This is a genomic window from Acinetobacter sp. IK23 (assembly GCF_035615275.1).
GTDB lineage: Bacteria > Pseudomonadota > Gammaproteobacteria > Pseudomonadales > Moraxellaceae > Acinetobacter > Acinetobacter seifertii.
In genome coordinates this window covers 54,857-61,566 of the sequence record NZ_JANBNX010000023.1, presented here as the reverse complement: position 1 = coordinate 61,566, position 6,710 = coordinate 54,857, and the positions used below count along the sequence as shown (strand labels likewise).

Below are 6,710 nucleotides of genomic sequence, written 5' to 3'. Positions count from 1 at the left end.
AAAACAAATTGCATAGCTTGCCGAACACCACTGTAATTATGAATGCCTTAAGTACAGAAGTGTTAGGTGACGGCTCACAAGTGACTGGTCTTAAATATAAAGACCGTGCGACTGATGAAGAGCATGTGGTAGAACTTGCAGGGATCTTTGTACAGATTGGTTTATTACCAAACACTGACTTCTTAAAAGACAGTGAGGTTGAGTTAACCAACCGTGGTGAGATCATTGTCAATGACCGCAACGAAACCAATGTACAAGGTGTGTTTGCTGCGGGTGACTGTACAACCGTACCTTATAAGCAAATTATTATTGCTACAGGTGAAGGCGCTAAAGCATCGCTCTCTGCCTTTGATTACATCATTCGTTCTGGGCAGTAAAAACTGGTTAGCTCCCTCTTATTAAGCGAAAGCCTAGCATTGCAAAATGCTAGGCTTTTTTAATATTGAAGTTACAACTTTTTAACAATTTTCGATCTTTATTAATCATTTACTTTATGTTTATATTTTAGACATCCATATTTGGATGCCATGAATTAGAAGGAAAAACACAATGAATAAATTACTTGTCGCTTTAGGTCTTGCTGCGACCGTAGCCCTAGTTGGTTGTAATAAAGATAAAGCTCCAGAAACTGGTGCGACTACAGGTGAACATTTAGAAAATGCAGCTAAACAAGCAACCGCTGATATTAAATCTGCTGGTGATAAAGCTGCGAGCGATATTGCAACTGCTACAGACAATGCTACAGCTAAAATTGATGCTGCTGCTGACCACGCTGCCGATAAAACTGCAAATGCTGCTGCTCAAACTGAAGCGACTGCGCGTAAAGCAACTGCTGATACAGCCAAAGCTATTGAACATGCTGCTGCTGACGTTAAAGAGAAAGCTCAAAACTAACAATCTCTAATATTAAAAAAGCCCCTATTGATTAGGGGCTGTTTTAATACACTTAAAATCGCTTATGAAATTAAACCTTCATCACGCATTGCAATTTGTACAGATTGACGCTCAGCAACTTTATTACGTAATGCAATAATATTTTTATAAGGTGTTAAATCATGCTCAATAGAATTTGACCAATTCGTTAAAACAAATAAATAGGCATCAGCTGGCCCAAAATTATCATTTACTAAATAGTCATAGTCCGATTCAGATAAATAACTATCGATATATTTTAAAAGGCGGTCGATTTCAGCATAAGCTTTCGTCTTTTCATCGTTTGTTAACGGTGCGCCAAAAAATACTGCATAAGCATCATGTAATTCAGAGTTCAAATAACCTAACCATTCCAATACTTTCGCACGGCCTAAGCCTGAAGGAGGAATTAAATCCTGTTTTGGGTCATGCTGCGCAAGGAATGGTAAAATCGCCACGTTTTCAGTCAAAATTAAACCCGGGTTAATTTCTAAAGCTGGTACATAGCCCTTCGGATTAATTTCGTAATAATCTGCGCCTTTTTCTGTTTTATGTGTTTTTAAATTTACTTTTTCTAAATCAAAATCAACATTAATTTCATTTAAAATAATATGTGCAGCTAAAGAACATGCGCCTGGCGAATAATATAATTTCATATCTGATCCTTCTTATCTCACATTAACGTTTTAAATTGCTTCTAAAAAACCTGCAAGGTTTGTACAATTCCTTAATTGTAAAAAAGCGTAAATTTATAAATTAGTTACACTATCTAATATTCTTGAAAAAGTTTGACCTTGCAAGTTGTCTTGCGTGACGATTGTTTAAAATATGATAAAACACATTCACATCACGCATTTTTTACCGTTAATTACGCTTAAAAAGTTGGCTAATCCATTCCACTAATTGGTTTAAGAAATCCAATATAGGATTTTTGTTGCCATTATCAGGATGACTTGAGTCTTTACCATTTAAATCTAGATCGACAATGACAGGATCATGGTCCGAAGAACGATAGGCATCTTCACCATAAAATAGCGCCTTTTGTTCATCGGTTTTATATTCTTCGTTGTAATCTAGAACAGTTGGTTCATCTGCATTGATATGCCAAGCAAACGTACGAACTACTTTTGGATATAAATCTGCGTCAGCAATTGCATGGTCTAAGTTACCCGCTCCACCATTGCCATTTGGATCACTTGCCACACCAAAAACATAGCTATATGCCTGAGCACCCTGCCCAATCTTAGCGTCATTGAGTAAAACCTTATAGTTGGCTTTTTCAAAAGCTAAAATTGGTGCTTCTTTTGCGTAGCTGTTCATGTCCCCAACGAGTAAAGCATTTTGCTTAGGAACTTGAGTTGGATTTTTCGCGAGCCACTGCACGATTTGATCAACTGCTTTCACACGGGTTGGGTTCCAACATCCTTGACCATCATTTTGATCAGCGTCGGTAGAGTTCGCGTCTACTCCAGTACAACCTTTTGACTTTAAATGGTTTGGAATAACGGTAAACGTTTTATTGCCACGAACAGCTTGGAAAGTTTGTGCTAACGTCGTTCGGTTTTTATCACCCAAGTCCAGCACAACAGGTTTGTTTAAAGGTTTAACACGTTTACTGTTATAAATAATCGCAACAGCAATAACATCACCACCTAAACGATCCAAGTTTTCAGGAACCACATATTTCCAGTCTGGACCTAATGCACTTGTTAAATGAGCAATTGCGCTGTTTGGACCATAACCATTGTTGGCAATTTCCATTAAACCGTATACGTCAGCATCAATCGCTTTTAATGCACTCACAATTTTACGGTGTTGTTTATCAAACTCTGTTTGTGTGTTTGCGCCGCGTTCTGTTGGGAAACCTGTTGCGCCATTGTCATAGTTCAAAACGTTAAATGAAGCTACGCGAATATGATTAGCATTTTTTGTAAGGACACCCTGACGCGGGTTTGTTTGAGTAACAACTTCTGGTTGTGTCCGTCCAAGTACTGGCTGTACGCGCCAGCCATTAAAACGATACTCTAAAATCCCTTCAACGTTTTTAAGCTGATAACCTGAACGTAATGTATTGGCAGCACTAAAATTTGTTGGTAACCACGGAGTACGATTTTGGTTGTTATATCCATCATCAAAAATAATTTTCGATAATAAATTTTTCTGAGCTAAAGCTTTCGCTTCAGGCGACAAGGCAGGATATAAATTGGTTGGAATATATAAGCGGCCTAAGCTCAGCGATAGTTCACCATAACGGCCATAGTTATAGTTTTCACTTACCGTCAAAGCTTGAGGTAATTTAACCAACATCCCTTGATAACGCTGCGGAGAATTTGTTGAACCGCCTGCTAAGCTAGTAAATGGTAACTCCAAGCTAATTGGCTGAACTTGATTTGCCATATTGCTATTACAGCTTTGAATATCTTGCTGTAATTGGTCTATTTGTAGCTGGTTTTGATAACTTGTTAAACGGCCTCGTAAAATAACTTCATCACCAACTTGGCCACCTTTTACCGTGCTGCTATTTGGAATATAAACAAAAATGGCATTGCTTACATTTGCACGTGCTTTGGTGTCAGGTGTTTGAATATAAAAAGCCTGAAAAACCATTCGCATAACGATAGTCAGCAGTAATTACACCACGTACTGTATAGGTTTGATTTTGTGTTGAAGATGCTAAATCGGCAATTGGTGTATCTGAGCTTGAACAACTGACCGTTTGCACTGGCGGCTGAGTGGTAGAACCCGATAGATTTGAAAAATCATTTCGGTTTGCCCATGCTGTCCACGAGTGGTCCAAATCAAATGCTGCGGTTGGATCGATACTTAAAGCTGGATTTTCAGTTTCAATACGTTTAAAACTATTTCCTAAACTTGAAACCGCTGTTCCCCAACCTGCCTCTGGTCGTTCACCAATACGCCCAAAACGATCGACAGGTGTGCCTTTATAAACGAGTACAACTGCATCATCACCATTAAAAGACAAGGCAGCTACTTGATTTACTTTACTACCAAGTTCAGTTTGTAGCTCCGAGCGGCCCACTAAAAACTTCTGCTTACTTGGAAGTGTACCCTGTAAACGGAAAGTCACCGTTTTTGCAGTACCACCATTATTAAACTGTTGAATCTCATAATCGGCTAAGTTAACTGTAGTACCATCCGGGTTATAAATCTCTAACCCTTTTTTATTGCTACTACCATCAACATACTGGCTAAACATGAGCTGTGCCTGAGCAACAGAACTATATGAAAATGCACCAAATGCACTTAAAAAAACTGAAAGTGTTCTTAATTGAAAAGTTTTCATGATTAAAAATGTTCATGTGAGTTTTAATTAGTCTCTTAGATTAAATATTGATCATGACATCTACATGAAGAAAAACACCGAAATATTTGACTTGACCACCTGAAGACTTAAAATACCGCATTTGAATTTCAATATTGCCAAGGTTATGTCGATCGATCAATTAGAAACGCAAATTGCAGAATTAGACAATTTGCCTGAACACCGTGAAATTGTGACGTTTATGCGTCGTTCAGCACCACTTAATACGTCTCAACGCACGGCATTAGAACAACATCGCGATTTAATTTTGGAATATCCTGTTGGTGACTTACGTCAACACTTTGAACATCCAGAACGTCCTTTAACTGTTGAAATCGGTTTTGGTATGGGCCGTTCGTTAGTGCTTATGGCTAAAGCAAACCCAGAACGCAATTATGTGGGTATTGAAGTACATGTACCTGGTATTGCTCAATGTCTATATGAAGCAGGTATAGCGGAACTTAAAAACTTACGTGTACTCGATGCAGACGCGATTCAAGTTTTACGTGAAATGCCAGACAACAGTATTAACTGTGTACAACTTTACTTCCCAGACCCTTGGCAAAAGAAACGTCATTTTAAACGCCGTTTTGTTATTCATGAGCGTATGCAACTGGTTGAACAGAAACTTGAGCTTGGTGGTACATTCCACGCAGCAACAGATTGGGAACCATATGCAGAATGGATGCTTGATGTACTAGACAATCGTCCTCATCTTGAAAACTTGGCAGGTAAAGGCAACAGCTACCCTCGACCAGAGTGGCGCCCAGTGACTAAGTTTGAACGCCGTGGTATTGAGTCAGGTCATAAAATTAATGACTTTATCTTTAAAAAGATTAAGTAAACAACAAAAGGCTTAGTTCATTACTAAGCCTTTTATCTTTTAATATTAAAAAATTTATTAGCACTTACTTATTCTATTTTTTCTTTCGAATTAATGTTTGCCAATCGCACTAAATCTAGCTATTTATAGAAACTGGTATTAGCCACACTAAAAAACACTAAGGACAACCCATGTTAAAAATTTTAGGGCGCGATAACTCCATTAACGTTCGCAAAGTCTTATGGCTATGTGAAGAATTAAATCTTGAATATGAAAAAGAAGACTGGGGTCGAGGCTTTCGCTCTGCTCAATCACCAGAATATTTACAATTAAACCCAAATGGTCAAATTCCTGTTGTTTTAGATGGTGATTTAGTTCTTTGGCAGTCCAACAGTATTATCCGTTATCTCGCCAATGCTTATGATAAAGAGCATAAGCTTTACCCTACTCAAGCGAAAGAAAGATTCTTTGTTGACCAGTGGCTTGATTGGCAAGCGATCGAGCTAAATAATAGTTGGACTTATACGATTATGTCTTTGCTTAGACATTCACCAAATCATCAAGATCCAGATTTATTAAAAAAAGGTATTGATAATTGGAATCACCATATGCAGATTCTTGACCAACAGCTTGCAAAAACTCAAGCCTATGTTGCAGGAACTGAGTTTACCCTAGCAGACATTCCAATTGGCTTGTCTGTACAGCGCTGGAAGGCAACACCTTTTGACCATCCAACACTTAAACATGTCGACCAATATTTTGAACTTTTAAATCAACGTGCTGGTTTCTTAAAATGGGGAAATAACGGCGAACCTTAATTTTAAAATCAGTTTTAGTCCAAGTGATGGCGTTTTACAATGCCATCACTTAAAAGTTGATAGACCTGTTTTAAATCATCTCGCCCTGCTTTAGCCAATAGGTCCTGATGCATTGCCAAGATATTCTGATCTCCCCTTACTGCAGGCCCAGTTTGCATTTGTTTCGGATCGTTTTCAGTGGCTTTTTTTGCTGTTTCTAACATTAATGGGTAGAGCAAGCTAAAGTCGACTTGTTCTGCATCTACAATCTGTTTAGCCATATCAAAACAGTAATTACTAAAATTACAAGCAAAGACAGCCGCTAAGTGTAAAGTTAAACGTTGTTTTGAGGTGTATTGATATACTCGATTACTTAGGCTATTTGCTAAATCGAAGAGTAGCTCCTGATCGACATCTGTTATTGCTTCAACAAATAACGGCGTTGCAGACCAATCAACATCTCTTTCTAAACTAAATGTTTGTAATGGATAAAACACCCCTGCTTTTTTATGAATATTACTGATAACTTCGATATTGGTACTCCCCGATGTATGGACCATAAGCGTTTCTGGGAATATCTCATGTACCTGCGTTGCAAGCTCTGCAATAGCGCTGTCTGAAACTGCCAAAATAATTAAATCAGTTGCTTGAAACTCTTGAAGAGACTGACATGCTTTTGCTTGAATTTTTTCTGCAAACTTCTGGGTTTTCTCAAAATCACGTGCGTAAACTTGAGTAATGTGATGCCCCTTAGCCAAAAGTGCCTTTGCCAAATGAAAAGAAACACGCCCACTTCCTAACAAACTGATTTTCATGTCAACTCAACAATATTGATCTCTATAAAAAAGCTTCTCAA

Annotated in this window: 6 protein-coding genes and 1 pseudogene; 4 read left to right on the top strand and 3 right to left on the bottom strand. The window is 38.1% G+C overall.

The features are described from left to right. Together MSG95_RS14480 and MSG95_RS14475 are read left to right on the top strand one after the other, a co-directional pair. Window positions 1–377: FAD-dependent oxidoreductase (locus tag MSG95_RS14480; protein ID WP_016806168.1), on the top strand; the 377-nt coding region annotated here is incomplete at its 5' end. 172 nt (window positions 378–549) lie between these two features. Beyond that, window positions 550–894, top strand: a complete 345-nt coding sequence (locus MSG95_RS14475; protein WP_077166149.1) for a hypothetical protein — start codon at window positions 550–552, stop codon at window positions 892–894. Between the two features lie 62 nt (window positions 895–956). Here the strand turns inward: MSG95_RS14475 and MSG95_RS14470 are convergent, their stop codons facing one another. Together MSG95_RS14470 and MSG95_RS14465 are read right to left on the bottom strand one after the other, a co-directional pair. After that, the gene (locus MSG95_RS14470) at window positions 957–1,568 is read right to left on the bottom strand and encodes a glutathione binding-like protein (protein ID WP_004702749.1); all 612 of its coding nucleotides are present in this window, start codon (window positions 1,566–1,568) and stop codon (window positions 957–959) included. A 208-nt stretch (window positions 1,569–1,776) separates the two neighbouring features. Continuing rightward, a pseudogene (locus MSG95_RS14465) lies at window positions 1,777–4,216 on the bottom strand (ExeM/NucH family extracellular endonuclease). Window positions 4,217–4,361: 145 nt separating this feature from the next. Between MSG95_RS14465 and trmB the strand changes: the two are divergent. Beyond that, window positions 4,362–5,078, top strand: coding sequence for a tRNA (guanosine(46)-N7)-methyltransferase TrmB (trmB, locus tag MSG95_RS14460; RefSeq protein WP_077166151.1), 717 nt, complete (start codon window positions 4,362–4,364; stop codon window positions 5,076–5,078). 170 nt (window positions 5,079–5,248) lie between these two features. Further along, window positions 5,249–5,875: a glutathione S-transferase family protein gene (locus tag MSG95_RS14455; RefSeq protein ID WP_077166152.1), complete on the top strand. Its 627-nt coding sequence runs from the start codon at window positions 5,249–5,251 to the stop codon at window positions 5,873–5,875. Window positions 5,876–5,889: 14 nt separating this feature from the next. Here MSG95_RS14455 and MSG95_RS14450 read toward each other — a convergent pair whose 3' ends face one another. Continuing rightward, window positions 5,890–6,669 carry a Rossmann-like and DUF2520 domain-containing protein gene (locus MSG95_RS14450; protein ID WP_077166153.1) on the bottom strand — a complete coding sequence of 260 codons (780 nt, stop codon included), beginning with the start codon at window positions 6,667–6,669 and terminating at the stop codon, window positions 5,890–5,892. Between the last annotated feature and the right edge of the window lie 41 nt (window positions 6,670–6,710).

Excerpts from the sequence above, each read along its gene's own strand:
- MSG95_RS14470 (WP_004702749.1), bottom strand. The coding sequence starts at position 1,568 with ATGAAATTATATTATTCGCCAGGCGCATGTTCTTTAGCTGCACATATT.
- MSG95_RS14475 (WP_077166149.1), top strand. The coding sequence starts at position 550 with ATGAATAAATTACTTGTCGCTTTAGGTCTTGCTGCGACCGTAGCCCTA.
- trmB (WP_077166151.1), top strand. The coding sequence starts at position 4,362 with ATGTCGATCGATCAATTAGAAACGCAAATTGCAGAATTAGACAATTTG.
- MSG95_RS14450 (WP_077166153.1), bottom strand. The coding sequence starts at position 6,669 with ATGAAAATCAGTTTGTTAGGAAGTGGGCGTGTTTCTTTTCATTTGGCA.
- MSG95_RS14455 (WP_077166152.1), top strand. The coding sequence starts at position 5,249 with ATGTTAAAAATTTTAGGGCGCGATAACTCCATTAACGTTCGCAAAGTC.